General features: G+C 62.4%; 14 protein-coding genes. 4 read left to right on the plus strand and 10 right to left on the minus strand.

What is annotated here, in order from left to right:
• The first annotated feature begins 22 nt into the window (after nucleotides 1-22).
• A complete protein-coding gene (locus tag B8446_RS16770; RefSeq protein ID WP_373277146.1) occupies nucleotides 23-316 on the plus strand; it encodes a DUF6640 family protein in 294 nt (97 codons plus the stop codon).
• 159 nt (nucleotides 317-475) lie between these two features.
• On the opposite strand, the gene B8446_RS10415 is transcribed toward B8446_RS16770, so the two are convergent.
• Complete coding sequence (locus B8446_RS10415) at nucleotides 476-1,372, minus strand: LysR substrate-binding domain-containing protein (RefSeq protein WP_048849340.1); 897 nt, start codon at nucleotides 1,370-1,372, stop codon at nucleotides 476-478.
• 99 nt (nucleotides 1,373-1,471) lie between these two features.
• On the opposite strand from B8446_RS10415, the gene B8446_RS10420 reads away from it, so the two are divergent.
• Together B8446_RS10420 and B8446_RS10425 are read left to right on the plus strand one after the other, a co-directional pair.
• Nucleotides 1,472-2,662 carry an MFS transporter gene (locus tag B8446_RS10420; RefSeq protein WP_048849342.1) on the plus strand — a complete coding sequence of 397 codons (1,191 nt, stop codon included), beginning with the start codon at nucleotides 1,472-1,474 and terminating at the stop codon, nucleotides 2,660-2,662.
• 65 nt (nucleotides 2,663-2,727) lie between these two features.
• Nucleotides 2,728-3,159, plus strand: coding sequence for a GFA family protein (locus B8446_RS10425; RefSeq protein ID WP_048849381.1), 432 nt, complete (start codon nucleotides 2,728-2,730; stop codon nucleotides 3,157-3,159).
• Nucleotides 3,160-3,208: 49 nt separating this feature from the next.
• On the opposite strand, the gene B8446_RS10430 is transcribed toward B8446_RS10425, so the two are convergent.
• Nucleotides 3,209-4,114: an AraC family transcriptional regulator gene (locus tag B8446_RS10430; protein ID WP_048849382.1), complete on the minus strand. Its 906-nt coding sequence runs from the start codon at nucleotides 4,112-4,114 to the stop codon at nucleotides 3,209-3,211.
• Nucleotides 4,115-4,213: 99 nt separating this feature from the next.
• On the opposite strand from B8446_RS10430, the gene B8446_RS10435 reads away from it, so the two are divergent.
• Nucleotides 4,214-4,963 carry an SDR family oxidoreductase gene (locus tag B8446_RS10435; protein ID WP_048849343.1) on the plus strand — a complete coding sequence of 250 codons (750 nt, stop codon included), beginning with the start codon at nucleotides 4,214-4,216 and terminating at the stop codon, nucleotides 4,961-4,963.
• A 370-nt stretch (nucleotides 4,964-5,333) separates the two neighbouring features.
• Here the strand turns inward: B8446_RS10435 and B8446_RS10440 are convergent, their stop codons facing one another.
• The 8 genes from B8446_RS10440 to B8446_RS10475 all read right to left on the minus strand — a co-directional run.
• Nucleotides 5,334-6,212, minus strand: a complete 879-nt coding sequence (locus B8446_RS10440) for a cytochrome c oxidase assembly protein (protein ID WP_084712260.1) — start codon at nucleotides 6,210-6,212, stop codon at nucleotides 5,334-5,336.
• On the minus strand, nucleotides 6,209-6,727 hold the full coding sequence (locus B8446_RS10445) for a DUF2243 domain-containing protein (protein WP_048849345.1): 519 nt from the start codon (nucleotides 6,725-6,727) through the stop codon (nucleotides 6,209-6,211). Before B8446_RS10445 ends, B8446_RS10440 begins: the two co-directional genes overlap by 4 nt.
• A 288-nt stretch (nucleotides 6,728-7,015) precedes the next feature.
• On the minus strand, nucleotides 7,016-8,275 hold the full coding sequence (locus tag B8446_RS10450) for a class I SAM-dependent methyltransferase (protein ID WP_048849347.1): 1,260 nt from the start codon (nucleotides 8,273-8,275) through the stop codon (nucleotides 7,016-7,018).
• Nucleotides 8,276-8,474: 199 nt separating this feature from the next.
• Nucleotides 8,475-9,428 carry an AEC family transporter gene (locus B8446_RS10455; protein ID WP_048849349.1) on the minus strand — a complete coding sequence of 318 codons (954 nt, stop codon included), beginning with the start codon at nucleotides 9,426-9,428 and terminating at the stop codon, nucleotides 8,475-8,477.
• Nucleotides 9,429-9,684: 256 nt separating this feature from the next.
• Nucleotides 9,685-11,364: an NAD-dependent malic enzyme gene (locus tag B8446_RS10460; protein ID WP_048849351.1), complete on the minus strand. Its 1,680-nt coding sequence runs from the start codon at nucleotides 11,362-11,364 to the stop codon at nucleotides 9,685-9,687.
• 78 nt (nucleotides 11,365-11,442) lie between these two features.
• Complete coding sequence (dld, locus tag B8446_RS10465; RefSeq protein WP_048849354.1) at nucleotides 11,443-13,173, minus strand: D-lactate dehydrogenase; 1,731 nt, start codon at nucleotides 13,171-13,173, stop codon at nucleotides 11,443-11,445.
• Between the two features lie 37 nt (nucleotides 13,174-13,210).
• Nucleotides 13,211-14,887, minus strand: coding sequence for an alpha-keto acid decarboxylase family protein (locus B8446_RS10470; protein ID WP_048849356.1), 1,677 nt, complete (start codon nucleotides 14,885-14,887; stop codon nucleotides 13,211-13,213).
• 126 nt (nucleotides 14,888-15,013) lie between these two features.
• A partial coding sequence (locus B8446_RS10475; protein WP_048849357.1) for a LutC/YkgG family protein occupies nucleotides 15,014-15,505 on the minus strand: 492 nt, incomplete at its 5' end.

Here is a 15,505-nt window from a genome sequence, read left to right on the forward strand (position 1 = left end):
TCCTATGTTTATTGCTAGAGAGATGATCGCTTTTGTCGCAATTTATGGTGGCCTGGGCGGCTTGATCTTTGACGCGGTGATACCTGCGACCGCGCGCCAGCATATACGAAATCCGAAGTGGCCGCCCCATGCCAAGTTCCATAACGGGCAGACGATCCTTTTGGGATTTTGCAGCGCTGCCATTATCATTGCATTGCTGTTCGCTTTACCCTTGAGCCTTGGCAGCTACTTGCTCGCGGCCGCCTACTTCCTCTGCATGTTGATGGCACCCGCTTCTCAGGCACCGCCTGGAGCGACTCTGAGTTCGTGGCGATAAACCCGACACCATTCGGCATTCCAGTGCAGAAATGTGTAAGCTTGCTTGCCTCCACTGTTGTTTTGATGGCTGTGCTGATAGCCGTCGTATAGCCAATCCACCGCGATATTCTTTGCTGCTGATGTCCTGGGTGAAGTGACCACTACCCGTCTGTTGCCATCATCGTTCAGTCATCCCTTCTGCAGCCAGCCATGCAACGAACCGGCCAGCGGGCGTGTCGCTGTCGATGCCGGTGGGAATCAGGGCCACGTAACCGGTGCGGGACACCTCGATCTGCGGTAGGGGTGTCACAAGGCGACCTGCCGCGATGTCGATATCGAGCATCGGGAGTGGACCGATGCCCACACCCAACCCATCCAGCACGGCCTGCCGGGTCATGAAGAAATGGTCGAACACGGTGCGGGAACGGCTGATCAGATGCGGCAGGCCCGCGGCTTGCAGCCAGTCGGTCCAGTCCCCCGGCCGCGTCTCACTGGCCAGGAGCGTGTGGCCTTCAAGATCTGCAGGGCTCAGGATCGGCCGCTCTGCGAACAGCGCCGGGCTCATGATCAGCGTATCGACATCGTCCAGCACAGGCATGGCGCGATGATGCGGCCATGCACCGGCACTCGCCACGCCGCGTCGGATGGCGACGTCAAAGCCGCCGCGAAGTTCCTCGTGCACTGTTGAGACAGTCGTCACGACCACTTCCACCGATGGATATGCGCCGTGGAAAAGCGCCAGCCTTGGAATCAGCCAGCGCATGGCGAAGCTGGCAGGCGCATTGACGCGCAGGATCCGTCGCGCATCGGGCCGTCCACATGCTTCGGCAGCCGCCGTTACCCGCTCGAAAGCACCGCTGACCTCGGCCGCAAAAATGCGCGCCGTCGGCGTCGCGACCATGCGTCGCCCGGATCGGCTGAACAGCCGCTGGCCCATCCAATTCTCCAGCAAGGCGATCTGACGGCTGACCGCGCCATGCGTCAGACCGAGTTCCGACGCGGCCTCGGCATAACTGCCCGTCCGTGCCGCCACTTCGAAAACACGCAGAGCATTGAGGGGAGGCAAGCGACGCATAAAACCCGTGAAAAAAGCTGACGATTATGGTGATTTTATTCCCGCTTTTTTCTGAAAAGTCACGTCTTTAAGGTTGTCCGCAGGAGGAGCGGACGCACCATGCAGACAAGCATTGTCATGACATCCGAGCGCCAGACCGCGCGTCCTCAGGAACAGCGCCGGGGGCTGTTGGCTGCGTACCTCGCTCACGCACTGCACGATGGCTATACGGACGGGCTCTATGCCTTCCTGCCGGTCTGGCAATCGCAATTTGGCCTTTCCTACGCCGGACTCGCGATCGTGCGTGCGCTTTATTTCGGTACGATGGGCGGACTGCAGATGCCTGCCGACCGCCTGCTGAACGGCAGATCACCCCGCGTCGCACTGGTCCTGTCCACGCTGATCGCCGCAAGCGGTTTCGCGGTCATGGCGGTTCCGATGGGGTTTGCCGGTTTGTGCTGTGGCCTCGTGCTCGCAGGCGTCGGGTCAAGTATCCAGCATCCCCGGGCGTCACTGCTGGTCACCGAAAGCTATGGCACGGCGGCACGACGCCCTCTGGGGCTCTATAATTTCTCGGGCGATCTGGGCAAGGCGATCCTGCCAGCCCTCATCGCCCTTCTGCTGCCGGTCTCCGCCTGGCGGCCGGTTGCGGGTCTTCTGGCGCTGCTGGGTCTGTTGCTGGCCCTTGTGCTGACGGGGGTCATGACCCGGGAGGTGGCAGGCAGCCCCCTGGCGCCGCGACAGCAGCAGTCCCGGAGCGGCGGGTCGGGCTTCGCCTGGCTGCTGGCAATCGGCGCTTTCGATACCGCGACACGGATGGGCTATCTGCTGTTCCTCCCGTTTCTTGCCCATGGTCGCGGCGGCTCTTCGGCGACGGTCGGGATCGCCCTGGCGCTGCTTTTTGCCGGAGGCGCGCTGGGAAAGGCGACGTGCGGGTGGCTGGCCGATCATCTCAGTGTCGTCGGGAACGTCGTGGCAACGGAGACGCTGACGTCGCTCCTGATCGTTGTCACGCTGTTCACCCCGCTGACGGGAACGCTGCTGCTTCTTCCCCTGCTGGGGATCGTCCTGAACGGCACGTCATCCGTCCTCTATGGAACGGTGCCAGACCTCGCGCCGGGTGGCGACACTAGCCGGGCTTTCGCGGTGTTCTACACCGGGGTGATCGGTGCGGGCGGGCTGGCGCCCATCGCCTACGGTGCCATTGCCGATCATACCAGCCGGACCACGGGCAATCTGGCGGCGGCCGCGACGGCGCTGCTGATTGTGCCCATGGTGCTTCGGCTGGAGTCCTCGCTGAAAAAAGCGTGATCCGGCGGGAAGCGGCAACACCCGGCAATTACGGCGCGCAGCATTGCAATCGGGAGACACATATTATGGTGGACGATACGAACAACAGGACAGGTGGCTGCCATTGTGGCGCGGTGCGTTTCGCGGTGACGCTCAGCGACGGCTTCACATCAATCCGGCGTTGCACCTGCTCATACTGCCGGATGCGTGGTGCGGTCGCCGCCATGGCGGCAATGGGCGGGATCAGGATCCTGCAGGGTGAGGACACGCTGACGTGTTACCGCTTCAACACGGGAACGGCACAGCATTTCTTCTGTTCCCGGTGTGGCATTCACACACACCACCAGCGACGTTCCGACCCGAACCTGCATGCCGTGAACGTGGCCTGTCTGGACGGGATCAGCCCGTTCGATTTTCCAGATGTTCCGGTGATGGACGGGGTCAATCATCCGAACGACACTGGCCACCCGGCGCGGCAGGCCGGTGTTCTGCGCTTTAAGCGCGCGGCAGGATGCTGAATTTTCTCAAGTCCAGACGACGGCAACGCATCTCGATATTTGCTCGCTGCTATCTGCTGCTCATGGCTTTGGCGTAGCGCATCGGCGACATTCCGACGTGACGGGCGAAAGCTGTGCTGAACGTGCTTCCCGAGCCATAGCCGACCTGGGCTGCGATATGCTCGATTGCCAACTCCCGCGTGCGCAGAAGGCGCCTGGCAAGCGCCATGCGCCATGCCAGCAGATATTCCATCGGCGGATGCCCGACGATGCGACTGAAACGCGCGAAGAATGCCGAGCGCGACATTCCGGCCTCGGCGGCAAGATCGACAACGGTCCAGGGATGCGCTGGCCGCGCGTGCATGGACCTTAAGGCCGAGGCCAGTCGGCCGTCCGCCAGCCCACGAGAGAGGCTCGGCATTGACGTCACGTCGGCCCCGCATCGAAGCGCCTCGATGAGCAGCACCTCGAGCAGACGCTCCAGGATCACCTCCCGCCCTGGTCGGGAATGGCGCGTCTCATCGGCCACCAGCTTCAGCAGAAGTGCCAGCCGCGGCTCGCCGCTGGCGACGATCATCGCGGGCAACAGGGAAACGAGCAACGCAGCGTCGGGAGAGACGAAGCTGCAGAGTCCGACCTGCATCCTGAGATTGACCGGCTCGTCGGGCTGTCCCACCCGAAAACGCCCCTCGCCAATTTCTATCGGCATCATTGCAATCCCATGAGGGGGTGCGTCGATGCTTTCAACGACATGATCGTTGGTCGAAGGAGACAACACGAAATCCCCCTTTCGCACGATGAGCGGCGGTCGACCGGACGACACGACCCGGCATTCGCCCTCCAGGACCGCGAAAAAGACGGGCTTGCCCTCGATGTTGCGGCGGATGCGCCATCGTCCGGCATATTCGACGAGCTTGGAGTAACTGGCCGAGGGCCGGAGCAAAGTCACGATCTCGGTAAGCGGATCAACGGTCATGACAGGACTATCGCCAATGGATTCGAGACAATCGACCATAGATGGTCTCGCGATTCACGACCATATCTGGACAACCACATACGAAATCGGAGTGCGCTCATGCCCACCGTTCTTGTCACCGGCTGTTCCTCGGGCTTCGGTCTCGAGACCGCAAAGCTGTTCCTCGAGAAAGGCTGGAACGTCATCGCCACGATGCGCCAGCCGAAGGCCGATCTTCTGCCTGTTTCAGACAACCTCACCGTCCTGCCGCTCGATGTCACCGATCCGGACAGCATCAGGAAAGTGGTCGAGCACGTCGGCGATCTCGACGTGATGGTCAACAATGCGGGAATTGGCGCCGCCGTGCCGATCGAACTGATCGAACCGGATACGGCGCGCCTGTTGTTTGAGACCAACACGCTCGGCACGCTGGCGACGATACAGGCGATCCTGCCCAGATTCCGTGAGCGCCGCGGCGGCACCATTATCAACGTCGCGTCGAGTGCGACGCTTAAGCCGCTGCCGCTCATCGGCGTCTACAGGGCGAGCAAGGCGGCCGTGAACGCACTCACCGAGAGCCTCGCAGTCGAAATGAAGCCGTTCGGCGTGCGTGTACATATCGTCCTGCCTGGACGCTCGCCCGAGACAAGCTTCGGCAGCAATGCCATGCCGCATTTGCGTGGACTGGACAACACTGACTACAAGCCGATGATCGAAGGCATGATCGCGAACTTTCGCGACGAGAGCGGCCCGGTTACCCATGCTTCCGATGTGGCGGCGGCGATCTGGCGGGCAGCCACCGATCCGAGTGCACCGCTCAAAATCGCTGCCGGTGAAGATGCGGTCCAGTGGATGGCGGAGGCCGGATGACCACACCTTGCTAAACGAACGACTGCTCTCAGCTATCGAGAGCAGTCGACAGTGTAACTATGTCGGAATGACTTGGCCAGCCGCGAGCTACTGTGATTCTTCTCGCTGGCAGGGGCTGTCTTCCATGCTCGACATTTGGCTGTTCCAGCCGCAGTCAGCTCAATCTATCTGCCGAGCTGTGTACCAATCATCTTTCCTGCCGGAAGCTCATTTACTGACCCTTGTGGCCGAACAGAAGCGCAGCAGTCGACGTGATCCGAGAGTTCGGGTCTACGATGTAGCTGACGTCGAACCGTTCTTCCTGATCTTCTCACGACGCATGTTTTCGATAACCTGTTCTACTGTGCGCTGCGGGTCAAAGATGACTGTGTCAGCGGTCAGTCGAGAAGATGTTCAAATCTTGTAGAGTTGGGAATGACGGCATGCCATGTCGGCAGTTTATTTTCTTGGCATGGCGGAATGCTTCCTGTTCCAGAGCTTTATCCAATATTCCGGCTCGATTGCTCCTCACCGGGCGCCAGGTGCTGACTAAGGTGAAGGCAAGCAGCATTTCGGTGATGTCCCCGCCGTAATACATCAGTTCCGCCGCGCGCCGGATTTGATCAGCCGGGGCGGGAACAGTGACATGGATGCCTGCATAGAGCATCTGTGCCAGGATCGAGTGAAGCACCACGGCGACACCCAGGATAATCAGACGCTGGGGAACCGAAGCCCTGTGCGGTGCCGGATCGGGTCCAGCGATCACCCAGGTATAGAGGCAACCAGCCGCCACGAAATGGAAGTGAACGAAATAAAGAAGGCCCGGGTGCATCATAATCGCCATGTATAGTGGCGTGAAGTAGAGAGCGGCCATTCCACCCATATCGAGGACGAGAGCGGTTATCGGGTTTGCCCAGATCCGAAATGCCTTGCTGCGCAATACACGTGTGATCAGGCGACCCCATCCGGTCGGAACCGTGCGCAGGGCGAGCGTCACTGGTGCTGCCATCACCAGTCCCAGCGGCGCGAGCATCCCGAGCAGGAGATGCTGAAGCATGTGCTTGCGGAAATCCCCGCCTGGGAACGGCAGATCATGGGGCAGCAAGGCCAGGGCAAGCGTGGCACTGCCGGCCAGCCAGGCTACGATGCGCCAGAGATTCCAGCCCCTCTGCAGGTTTGCTTGCTGATAAAAAGCAGCGCCAAGATAGAGAGCCGTTAGGAATGCGAGAAAGACGAGCGAGCTATCGGTTGCGTATGGATGATCGCTCATTCCATCGCCTGCAGATGCGCCGTCTCATCACGGATGGGCGTCGCCCTGCGTGCGATCGTCGTGCCCCCGAGAATGAAGATGACGCCAATGGCCAGAAATCCCATATCCCAGGCAACTTGATGGGGGCCACTTCGAACATGATGAAGCCCCAGAATTTCATGGTCGAGCAAGCCCTCGACAAGATTGAACCAGCCCCATCCGCTGAGGATCCAGCCCCAGAGCACCGTTGATCCCCAGACCGCCCTGCGCGCCTCGGTGATACGGGAATACAGAAGCCAGAGGCCCAGCAATACCGACAGCCATGTGACGGTGTGGAAAATGCCGTCGCCGAGCGTATTCATGCGGAGACCGGATACGGTGTCAGCAGTGATGACGCTGCTGAACATGTGATGCCACTGAAAGACCTGATGGAGGAAAATCCCATCGAAGAAGCCGCCGAGACCTATGCCGAGAATGATGCCCGGAGCCTGGACTGAAGGCATGCGACGGGGGGCGGCCACTTCAATTCTACTCATGTGTTTTTCCTCGCTTCCACGGCAAGGAACAATCGGGGCGTCGCTGTGGTTGCGCCGATCGTGTGCCTCTTTTCATCGCAGGCCGATCCAAGGGGGGCACGGCAGACCCTGTCTGGGACTCCTATTGTCGGCATCCGACCGCCGATGGATTCATGTCGCCCAGCGATTTGCAGTATGTCGCGATATGGAACGCTTTCCTTGCCGGCTGAGCGAGGTGCCTGCGACCTGCATGGAAACGCGAGCCAATGGCACGGATCGCCATCCGCGCTCGCCCGCTGGCCGACCTTCTTACGTCGGGTCGCGCCTCAGCAACACGCGGTTGAGGCTCTCCATGATCTGGAACACTTCACGCCAGATGCGTAAGAACTTCCCTCTCGACATGCCCTGGGCGGCCATGGCCGCCGCGAGGTCGCCCACGGTGCGCGTGCCGTCGATCAGCGGTAACAGTGTTCTGGCTTCTCGCGGGAGCGGAATGGAGACTTCCAGCGTCCCAAAGGCAAAAAGCAGCGTGCCGTCGAGACGGATCTGTTTTGCGAGTTCGGCGCCCGGGATTTCACGCATCAGGGGAATGACGTCCGGATCGCAACAATCCGGACGTGCCGGCGCGCGTCCCTTGCGCACGACATAGGCCACATGGGTCGCCATGTTTCCCGTCAGCGCTTCGGCCAGGGCTGCTTTTTCCGGCCAGGAAAGTTTTTCGATCCGCGCCTTCAGTTGCGGCTGCCAGACGAGAAGCGACGGATCGTAGCGGGCAGGTTCCATCAGGCAGGCCGTCTCGAGGCCCGTATCGTCGAGAAGCTGGAGGAAATCGGTAATCGTGTAGGCGCGATCGCGCGGGTTCAGCAGGAGATCATAAAGGCCCGCGTCACCACCGGTCAGATGATCGCCGAAATTTCCGTTTGCGCGCAGCCAGGCGGTGGCGGGCAGGGCCTGCATCACCCGCTTTGCCGTATCGAGACGGGTTTTGGGCGGTTCTTCCACGGGCGCGAGAATTTCGAGCGCGTCCTGCAGCATGTAGACGCCTGTTCGACCATACGGGGCATATGCCATAAGTCCCATGCCGCCGCCGGGCGCCAGCAACTGCTCAAGCCCGTTGAGGGCCACTCGCGGATCGGGAAGGTGATGCAGGACACCGCAGCAGTCGATGTAATCGAACGTGCCGAGGCCGAGCGCGTCCAGTTCCGTGATCGAGCCCTTGATGAACCGGATGTTGTCCAGAGCGCGGGCCTCCGCTCTCGCTTTGGCAGTCCCGAGCGCGGCGTCGGATCGGTCGATACAGACGACTTCACCTGGGCGGCCGGCGCGCGCCATGTGTGTCGCCAGCATGATGGCGCCGTCGCCGGTTCCGCAGCCGGCCACCAGCGCGCGCAAGGGGAGCGAGGACGGACGCGTGCCGCCGAACACCCAGTAGTCGATCTCGCGCAGATGGCTGGGGCTGCCGATCAGAAGGCGGGATTTTTCATCCTTCGGATCACGCTCGGGGTAGGGATAAGCTTCGTATTGAGCTTTCAGAGTTGCATCGCGGAGATCGGAACCGGGCTGCGTCATCGAGAAAAAACTTCCGTGCTGTCCTTGAGGCGAATTGTTGTCGTCATCTTCTCACAACAGGCAGAGTCCGTCTCGCGTCCAGAATGTGGATGCCCTCAGGCCGGACATGCCGGCCTCAGGTCAGCTTGGTAGCCGCTCTTACATTCCGGCGACGCCCTCGTGCGTAACAACGCGGCGTCCCTTGAATGCCTCTGCCCTCTTACAGAAATGCACTGATGGCAAGCGATGCAGGGAGCGTGACGACCATGGCGAGCGTCGTGATCAGCATGATGCTGGCGATTTCCGCCTCGCCTTTGCCGTAGGCCTGCGCGAACAAAACGGTGGGTGTGGCGGTCGGCATGACTGCCGCCACGAAGACCGCACGGTCGAGCAGGCTTCCGTTACCGCCAAAATGCACCAGCAGAAAGAACACCAGCGGGTGAACGATCATGCAGGTAGCGGAGCCCAGGACCACTGACCGGGACGCAAGATTGATCCGGTAGCTCGCCAGAACCAGTCCGCAGGCGAAAATCGCCGTGCCGGCCGCGCAGACGCCCAGCGGGCGCAAGGCCGAGAGTGCCATCGATGGAAGATGAACATTGAGTGCGGCAAGCAGCGCGCCGAGGACCGGGCACCAGACCAGCGGATTGAGAAGTGCGCCGGTGATCGTGCGGCCGAGGGAGGGGCGTGCATCGCCGGTCGCAGATGCGGCGGCGGATGCGGACTGAAGCATGAAGATGACGACCGAGACCTGCGCCAGATTGGTCACAAGGGCGGCGAGACCGACGACGCCCGATCCGACACTCTGCCCGAACAAGGGAACAAGCACGGTCAGGCCGTAAATGGGGGCGGCCGTCGAACTGACGGTATAGGCCAGAAGGGTCGCGCGCAGCCGATCGACTGAAAAGCGGCGCAGCACGGCGTAAGCGACGAAGAAAAAACCTGTGTAACCCGCGAGCATGATCAGCATCGCCGGGATCTGCTGCACAAGCTGAGCGCGGTTTGTCTGCGCCATGGCAAGGAAAAGAGCCGCTGGAAGCGCAAAGTGAAGCGCGAACCTGCTCAGCGCCCGCGCCTGCATACGATCGAACTGACCCCGGCGCCCGGCGATCGCGCCCAGGGCCAGAATCAGCATGACCGGGGCAATTCCGGCAAACACCAGCGCCATGTTCATGGGCACAGGGGCGCGCGATTAAACGTCCGCGTGCGAGGATTAAACGACAACGCATGATATGACGGGCGAAACAGCATCGTGATGTCCGTTCGTGGTGCGCCAGGTGCGGCCCGGCCGAAGAAACCGGTGGCGGTCGGCCCATCCCCGTCCGCCCTGTTCGGCGCTCCGACAGGAGGGGGGTGACAGGCCGTCCCCCGGCAAGGGCACAGCGTCGGGGCCAAAGACCGCGCCCCCCGGGGCCTGTCCGCAAGGAAGATTATGCGGCCCGATAAGGTCGATAGGCGGGCGTCCACATCATTGCATCGATCTTCTCGCCGATCTGATGGTCTTCGAACACCGGGCATACCTTGTCGATGCGCGCCTGGCGCACTGTGGCTTCGGCAACGGCTCGTGCGACCTTCCGAAGGTCCTCGATGGGCGGCAGAAGATTGCCGTCCTTGTCCGCCTTCAGGGGGGACAGGGTAGCAAGGCCACGTGCGGCCGCCATGAACATCGTCTCGGTCACGCGAGTCGCGCCGCAGGCGAGGATTCCGAGACCCATGCCGGGGAAGATGTAGGCGTTGTTGGTCTGGTCGACGCGTTTTTCAGATCCGTCACGCTTCAGCGGCGGGAACGGACTGCCGGTGCTGACGAGTGCGCGCCCGTCGGTCCAGTCCATGATCTGCTCAGGCGTCGCCTCGGCATGGCTCGTGGGGTTGGAGAGGGGAAAGATGATAGGTCGATCGCAGGTTTTCGCAACCGCTCGGATCGCCTGCTCCGTGAACAGGCCGCCTTGTCCCGAAACGCCGATCAGGATCGTGGCCTGTGCGCGTTCGATCGTATCCTGCAATCCGATTGCGCCATCCGGCCACCCTTCCAGTGCCGCCCGGGCGCGCGCGAACAGCGTCTGACCTGCATCGAGGTCCTTGCGATCGTCGGTCAGGAGACCGTCCTTGTCGGTCATGAAGAACTGGGCGCGGGCTTCATCTTCCGAGGCGCCCTCGTCGCGCATGACCTGCAGCAAGAGGCGCGCGATACCGACACCAGCCGAACCGGCGCCGACCATGACGATGGTCTGATCGCGCAAGCGGCTGCCGCGGGCATCGTTCGCGGCCAGGATCGCGCCGGCCGCGACGGCAGCAGTGCCCTGGATGTCGTCGTTGAAGGTGCATAGCGCGTCGCGGTATTTCTCGAGGATGGGGGCTGCGTTGACGCCTGCGAAATCTTCCCACTGCAGGAGGACATCCGGCCAGCGAGCCTTCACGGCGGAGACGAACGCATCGATGAAGGCATCATAATCTGCGCCCCGCACACGCTCGTGCCGCCAGCCCAGGTAATTCGGATTGTTCCGTCGATCTTCATTGTTCGTGCCGCAGTCGAGCATGATCGGGAGCGTATGCTCGGGCGCGATGCCGGCGCAGGCCGTATAGAGCGACAGCTTGCCGATCGGAATACCCATGCCGCCCGCGCCCTGATCGCCCAGGCCCAGAATACGCTCGCCGTCGGTCACGACGATCACGCGCACATCATCGAGAGCCGGATCGGCGAGACGTTCGGCAATCCTGTCGCGATCCGGATACGAGAGGAACAGTCCACGCGGACGCTCCCAGATCTCCGAGAACTTCTGACACGCCTCGCCGACGGTCGGCGTGTAGACAAGCGGCAGCGATGCTTTCAGGTCATGTTCCAGAACCGCATAGAACAGCGTTTCGTTGCTGTCCTGCAGCTCCCGCAGGCGAATGTGCTTTGCAAGCGGCGTCGGCAGCGCCTCGAGAAACGCGGTTGCTGCCGTGACCTGCTGATCGAGCGTCTGCACGGCTTCCGGCAACAGGCCCGTCAGGCCGAAGGCTGCGCGTTCCTCAGCCGAAAAGGCCAGGCCCTTGTTGAGGATCGGGTCGGACAGCAGGGCGTGGCCGCGCTTGCGGATCGTCAGCTTGTGGTTGGTGTTTTCGGGCATTGAAGTGGTCTCCAGGACGTCTCATTCACGTCGGATCGTTAGCCTCTGCGCGCTTGTTCGCAACCGGGCAGAGGCGGGTTACGCAGCCTCGACGCTTTCCGCGCGCCATTGCGCGCGTTTCGTGCTTCTGCCGATGCCGGGATTGAGGCAGTTGCACGGGTCGAGTGCGCGATAATGTGCCTTCATCTCATCCGGCGCGTGATAGAGATGGCCGACATTGTGCTCGGCGGGGTAACGGGCGCCGCGCCGATCCAGCAGGCGCAGCATCGCATGCTCGATTTCCATCGCATCGAAGCCTTTGCGGACGACATAGTCCTGATGCATGACGTGGCAGAAGAAGTGCCCGTAGTAGAGCCGCGCGCTCAGCTTCCCTCCGATCTCCGGCGGCAGCGTCTCGACCCAGTCACGATCGTTGCGGCGCAGCGCTACGTCGAGGGCCACGATATCCTCCGCCGTCCGGGGATGAACCGCGCGATACCGGACGGCCGCGCCCGCGACGGCGAAACGGTGCAGGAAAGCCCGTGTCCCCTCATCCGGGGTGCAGGCGAAATAGTCGCCGTCGGCCCGCGAGAAATGGTCTTTCAGAAAAGCTTCCGTCTGATCGCGCATGTCGTGCGAGACCTTGAGGATCAGATGATGCTCGAACCGGTCGCGAAAGGCGCTCATGCGCGCGGGAATCTGCTTCGGCAGGACCCGGCTGGCGGCCTGCAGGAGGCGGTCGCTCAACCCCGATGGCAGGAACGGAAAGCGCGCCGTGAGAATGTCGAAACGCGATTTGGCCGCGAAAAGCGCGGGCAGATGCTTCGTGCCGAAATACCGGATGACCGCGAAGGTATCCTTGCCGTAGGTCTCGGCAATATCGAAGGCCTCGCGATGGATATATTCGCCTGCAATGGGGAGTTTCTCGAACGTGCCGAGGATGCCGCGTCTGATGCCTTCGATCGCATCGGGCGCATCGGATCCGATGTAGAACACGGCCGTATCGCGCTCGGCCGGAAACGTATCGAGCCGGACCGCGAACACGACGAGCTTCCCGGCGCAGCCTGCCGCCTCATGCCAGTGTCGCGGATCCGCGTTGTAGCGGGCGGGTGTCTCGGCATCGATGTCGCGCACGTGGTGCGCATAGTCGGAATCGTGTCCGCGACCGGCATTCCAGTCGATGCCTGCTTCCGGAAAATGGCCTGCTTCCACCCTGTGGAGAATCGTCTCCGGATCGTCGCCGAGCGCGATGCCGAGATGGTTGACGAGGCGGAGCGTGCCGTCCGCGCCCACCTGGCCGAACAGGGCCATTTCGGTAAATGCCGGCCCGCGTCGCATCAGCGCCCCGCCGGAATTGTTGCTGACACCGCCCAGCACGGAGGCACCGATGCACGATGAACCAATGACCGAATGCGGCTCACGGCCTTTCTCTGCCAGAACCTCTTCAAGCCGGTTGAGCGTGGCACCCGGAAGGCAGACGACCTGACGGCCGTCGCCGATCAGATGGATGCCTTTCAGGCGCGAGGTCGAAATGATGACGATATCGCGATCATAATCATTACCGTCCGGCGTCGAACCGCCCGTCAGTCCTGTGTTCGATGCCTGGACGATGATGATCCTGCCGGACTCGACGCAGGCTTTCACGGTACGCCACAGTTCGATCAGGGTGCCGGGCTGGACGACGGCCAGCACGTCGCCCAGCCCGAACCGGTATCCCTTGCGGAAGCGATAGGTGGCGCTTGGCGCCGTCAGCACATGGCGCTTGCCTGCGATGGACCGCAGGTTCCTGACAAAACTGTCATCCTGCGCGCTGTGCTGACGTGGTGTCATGATGCGTCGTCCCTTTCGCGTGTCCGCCGATGAACCCTCAGTCCACCCGGGGCGGCCGCGCGTTGGTCTTGGCAACGGCCGCACCCCACCGCACCAGATCCTCGGTGCAGTCCTGCTGGTCAAGGGCACATTCGATCAGGGTCGGGCCACGTGTGTTGGCTTTCGCCTTTTCGATCGCCTCACGCAGTTCGGCGCCCGTGGTGGCCTTGAGCCCCAGACCGTGGCCTTCGCCTGCGTTGAACACCTCGATCAGACCCGCGTAATCCCAGTTCTTGATGTAGTTGTACGGACCGTCGTGAATCTTGATCTCGATGACATAGCCGCGGTTGTTCACGAGGAAGATGATGACCGGCAGCTCATAGCGGATCATCTGCGCCACTTCCTGCGCCGTGAGCTGGAACGACCCGTCGCCCACCATCAGCACATGGCGCCGCTCCGGCGAACCCAGCGCGTTGCCGAATGCCGAGGGCACGGACCAGCCGATATGACCCCACTGCATCTCGAGTTCGACCCGCGCCTGGCCGGGCAGCGTCATCCGTGCGGCATTGAACCAGCTATCGCCCGTTTCCGCGGTCAGTGTCGTGTCGGAGGTGAGCAGCGCGTTGATCTGGCGCGTCATCTCGTCGTTCGTCAGATTCGCATCCGGCTTCGCCGCCTCGATCGCCAGCGCAGGTGGGCGCGGCGCCGCGGCACTCGCCTCCCTGCGCGGGGCGCGCTCGGCGAGGGCTGAGATGTAGTCGCCCAGGCGCACGCCGCCGAAGGCCTGCCCTGCGACCGTCACGCGCTCGGCCTCGGCGAGAACGACGTTTTCGCCCTTGGGCCATGCGCTCCAGCCGACGGTCGAATAATCGTTGAAGACCGGTCCGAGGCAGATCACGCCGTCTGCCTGATTGACGAGCGCTTCCGCGCCCGGCGAGCTGACATTGCCCCAGTAGATGCCGCGGAAGCCGGGATGATCTTCGGGGAAGAAGCCCTTCGCCGCCGCCATGACCGTCACGGCGCAGCCCATCCGGTCGGCGAGCGCCACCGTCTGCGACAGCGCATCGGATGCACGCAGCTTGCTGCCGACCAGAAGCACGACGCGCTCACGCGACTTCAGGAAGTCGAGCGTTGCCGTCATGGCAGCGTTCAGTGTTTCCGGAGCCCCCGGATGCGGTGCGCGCAGCGCTTCGACCGGGCCGGGGCGCGGGCAGGGCAGGCTTGCGACATTGCAAGGAATTTCGAGATAAACCGGCTTGCTGGCCGCAAGGGCTGCGGCAATCACGCGGTCGATCTTCTCGGGTGCTTCCTCGGCCGACAGGATGCGCTCGGCAGCGACCGTCACATGGCGCGCCATTTCGCACTGATAGCCGTAATCCGACGTGCCGATCGTGTGATGCAGCACATGGCCCGTGCCATGATCGTTGGTGTTCGGCGCACCCGACACCAGGATGACGGGCAGGTTCTCGGCATAGGCACCGCCGATCGCGTTCAGCGCGGACAACGCGCCGACGCTGAACGTCACGACGGCCGCGGCCGCGCCGTTTGCCCGGGCATAACCTTCGGCGGAAAAACCGCAGTTCAGCTCGTTGCAGCAGTAGATCTGCTCGAGCCCGTCCTGCTCCAGAAGCTGATCGAGCAGAACGAGATTGTAGTCTCCCGCGACCGCGAAATGATGTTTCAGCCCGATCTGGGTCAGCCGTGCCGCCAGATAACCGCCTACCGTCGTTGCCATGTACCCGGTCCTTTTCTCGTTCCCGATGGCAGGCACCGTGGACCGGGTCGGGTCTTGCGTCCAATATATGTTTTGGGTGCCTTCCATATCATCCGGATATGGAAGAAAAGGAGACTTTGCGTCGTCTTATTTCTTGTGCATCAGCATGTTGAGAGAGCGGACGCCTTGTGCGCCATGAACCAGGACGCCCTCGATATCGGCCGTGGCCGACGGGCCGCTCTGGAACACCGCATAGCGCGCATTGCGCCATTCCGCCCGGCGATACGCATTGTGCAGATTGTAGACGATGTCGGCCGGATCCAGCAGGACGACGAGGTGCTGGGGCAGGAACCCGCTGGTATTGATGCGCAGTTCGGCTTCGGTAAAGCAGAGCGAGCCGGTTTCAGCCACCGCGAAGGCGGCGCGCACGATGCCGTACTGGACGTCTCCGAGATCGGCAGGCTTCGTGTCTGGCGTAAGGACGAAATCACCGTCGATATCCGGAACGCAGGACAGGACCGGTCCGGGATGGACCATCATCTTGCGCACAGGCGCCATGGGATCGGTCGCATCGGGCGTCAGGATCGTCCCGCCCATGGCTTTCAGGGCGGCAAGAAAACTCTCCTGCAGATCGGCAGG

This window comes from Tanticharoenia sakaeratensis NBRC 103193 (assembly GCF_000963885.1).
In the GTDB taxonomy this organism is placed as follows: domain Bacteria; phylum Pseudomonadota; class Alphaproteobacteria; order Acetobacterales; family Acetobacteraceae; genus Tanticharoenia; species Tanticharoenia sakaeratensis.

What these genes read in the sequence shown, in the direction of transcription:
- B8446_RS10450 (WP_048849347.1), bottom strand. Translation starts at nt 8,275, where the DNA reads ATGACGCAGCCCGGTTCCGATCTCCGCGATGCAACTCTGAAAGCTCAA.
- B8446_RS10470 (WP_048849356.1), bottom strand. Translation starts at nt 14,887, where the DNA reads ATGGCAACGACGGTAGGCGGTTATCTGGCGGCACGGCTGACCCAGATC.
- B8446_RS10435 (WP_048849343.1), top strand. Translation starts at nt 4,214, where the DNA reads ATGCCCACCGTTCTTGTCACCGGCTGTTCCTCGGGCTTCGGTCTCGAG.
- B8446_RS16770 (WP_373277146.1), top strand. Translation starts at nt 23, where the DNA reads ATGATCGCTTTTGTCGCAATTTATGGTGGCCTGGGCGGCTTGATCTTT.
- B8446_RS10455 (WP_048849349.1), bottom strand. Translation starts at nt 9,428, where the DNA reads ATGAACATGGCGCTGGTGTTTGCCGGAATTGCCCCGGTCATGCTGATT.
- B8446_RS10460 (WP_048849351.1), bottom strand. Translation starts at nt 11,364, where the DNA reads ATGCCCGAAAACACCAACCACAAGCTGACGATCCGCAAGCGCGGCCAC.
- B8446_RS10440 (WP_084712260.1), bottom strand. Translation starts at nt 6,212, where the DNA reads ATGAGCGATCATCCATACGCAACCGATAGCTCGCTCGTCTTTCTCGCA.
- B8446_RS10445 (WP_048849345.1), bottom strand. Translation starts at nt 6,727, where the DNA reads ATGAGTAGAATTGAAGTGGCCGCCCCCCGTCGCATGCCTTCAGTCCAG.
- B8446_RS10415 (WP_048849340.1), bottom strand. Translation starts at nt 1,372, where the DNA reads ATGCGTCGCTTGCCTCCCCTCAATGCTCTGCGTGTTTTCGAAGTGGCG.
- dld (WP_048849354.1), bottom strand. Translation starts at nt 13,173, where the DNA reads ATGACACCACGTCAGCACAGCGCGCAGGATGACAGTTTTGTCAGGAAC.
- B8446_RS10425 (WP_048849381.1), top strand. Translation starts at nt 2,728, where the DNA reads ATGGTGGACGATACGAACAACAGGACAGGTGGCTGCCATTGTGGCGCG.
- B8446_RS10430 (WP_048849382.1), bottom strand. Translation starts at nt 4,114, where the DNA reads ATGACCGTTGATCCGCTTACCGAGATCGTGACTTTGCTCCGGCCCTCG.
- B8446_RS10420 (WP_048849342.1), top strand. Translation starts at nt 1,472, where the DNA reads ATGCAGACAAGCATTGTCATGACATCCGAGCGCCAGACCGCGCGTCCT.